A 1,530-nucleotide genomic window follows, 5' to 3' on the forward strand; every position below is an offset into this window, starting at 1 on the left:
ATCGAAGGTGGCGCGACCATCGGCGTCGGTGGTGACGGTGGTGGAGAGATGCGCTTCGGGGATTTTGATGGTGACGGAAAGGCCCGCAGATGCGCCTTCGACGTGGACGTAGCCGGAGATTTTGTTGGTGGTGCCGGGGACGAGGTGGGCGTCATAGTCGTCGATGAAGTGCGCGGGGACTGAAACGAGGGAGACGTCGCGGGTGAGGCCGCCGTAGTTGTACCAGTCGTAGTCGAGGGCGGGAATGGCGTCGACGAGGCGGGTGGAGTCGACGGCGATGACGACGAAGTTGGTGCCGGCGTGGAGGACCTGGGTGGCTTCGCAATCGAAGGGGGTAAAGCCTCCCTCGTGGTCGCAGACGCGCTTGCCGTTGATCCAGACGTGAGAGCGGTAGTTGGCGGCTCCGATGTGGAGGAAGGTGCGGACGCCGGGATTGGGGTGGAAGTCGAAGTCGCGCTCGTACCAGATGACGCCTTCGTAGCGGAAGAGGGTGGGTTCCTGGGTGTTCCAGTCGCCGGGGACGTTGAGGATGGGGGCGGTGGCGAAGTTGTACTCGGCGGGCTTGGTGGGACCGGAGACGTCGAGGTGCTGATTGAGGGCGTAGGTGTTGTCTTTGATCTTGCCCTGGGCGGTGTAGAGGTTGCCGCCGGTCATGTCGACGAGGTAGTGCCAGGGGCCGTCGAGGGTGATGGCGGGGCGGTGGTCTACGTCGACGAGGAGCGTGTTGAGGGGTTGCTGGGCGGTGGCGGCAGTCAATAAAGGGAGCGCTAGGAGGGGGAGGAGCTTTTGAGAAATTGACTGGACGCGCATGGATGGGCCTCGGCTATTGTCTTTGTTTCTTGGAGTTAACTGCAGATTGGGTGGGGGCGGAAGGTGCTTGACCAACATACGTGTTTCGCGTTGCCGAAATCAACAGTGCTCATGTAACGGTCTGTGTTCGCGGGCAGTTGCGAGGCAACGGTGGCGGGGGAGGTGGTGAAACGTTGTGCGACTTAGGTGGGTTTCGGGTTGCAAATCGACTGCTTTAGCCTGGTTTCGGGACGCGCGTTTGGGTAGGACACCCGGGGAGAGACGACGTCGACGACCTGGCGGCTCGTCCCGACCGGAACGATTCTTCGCGGGGGGAGACATCGCGATGATTCTCATCCCGCATCCAAACCCCTTTGCTGAAGTTTGCCTCGACCGTTAGCGGAGATGTAGCCTGCGCGGGTACGATTTCGTGGCCGCCGGCTCGTCATCGGAATTGGAGGGATTATGCAACTACGCAAGTTTGTACTGTTCGCCGCAGCGATGGTGATTGTGCTGATGGCGATGACGTCAAGCGCTTTCGCCAGTTCGTTTTCTTCCGTGATCGTTTACGGGGACAGCCTTTCGGATAACGGGAATCTTTATTCGTTGATTGGATATCCGCCTCCTCCTTACTATGACGGCCGCTTCTCGAATGGGCCGGTGGCCGCGGAGCAGTTGGCTACGAATTTGGGTGCGCCGTTGTACGACTTCGCGGTGGGTGGGGCGACGTCCGGCGTGGGG

2 protein-coding genes are annotated in these 1,530 nt (G+C 60.8%); one reads left to right on the forward strand and one right to left on the reverse strand.

Going from position 1 to position 1,530, the window contains the following annotated elements:
• Positions 1 to 756: sugar-binding domain-containing protein (locus WCB02_RS19035; protein WP_423960379.1), on the reverse strand; the 756-nt coding region annotated here is incomplete at its 3' end.
• 498 nt (positions 757 to 1,254) lie between these two features.
• Between WCB02_RS19035 and WCB02_RS19040 the strand changes: the two genes are divergently transcribed.
• On the forward strand, positions 1,255 to 1,530 hold a 276-nt coding region (locus tag WCB02_RS19040), incomplete at its 3' end, for an SGNH/GDSL hydrolase family protein (protein ID WP_423960380.1).

This window comes from Bradyrhizobium sp. (assembly GCF_049581145.1).
Classification (GTDB): domain Bacteria; phylum Pseudomonadota; class Alphaproteobacteria; order Rhizobiales; family Xanthobacteraceae; genus Bradyrhizobium.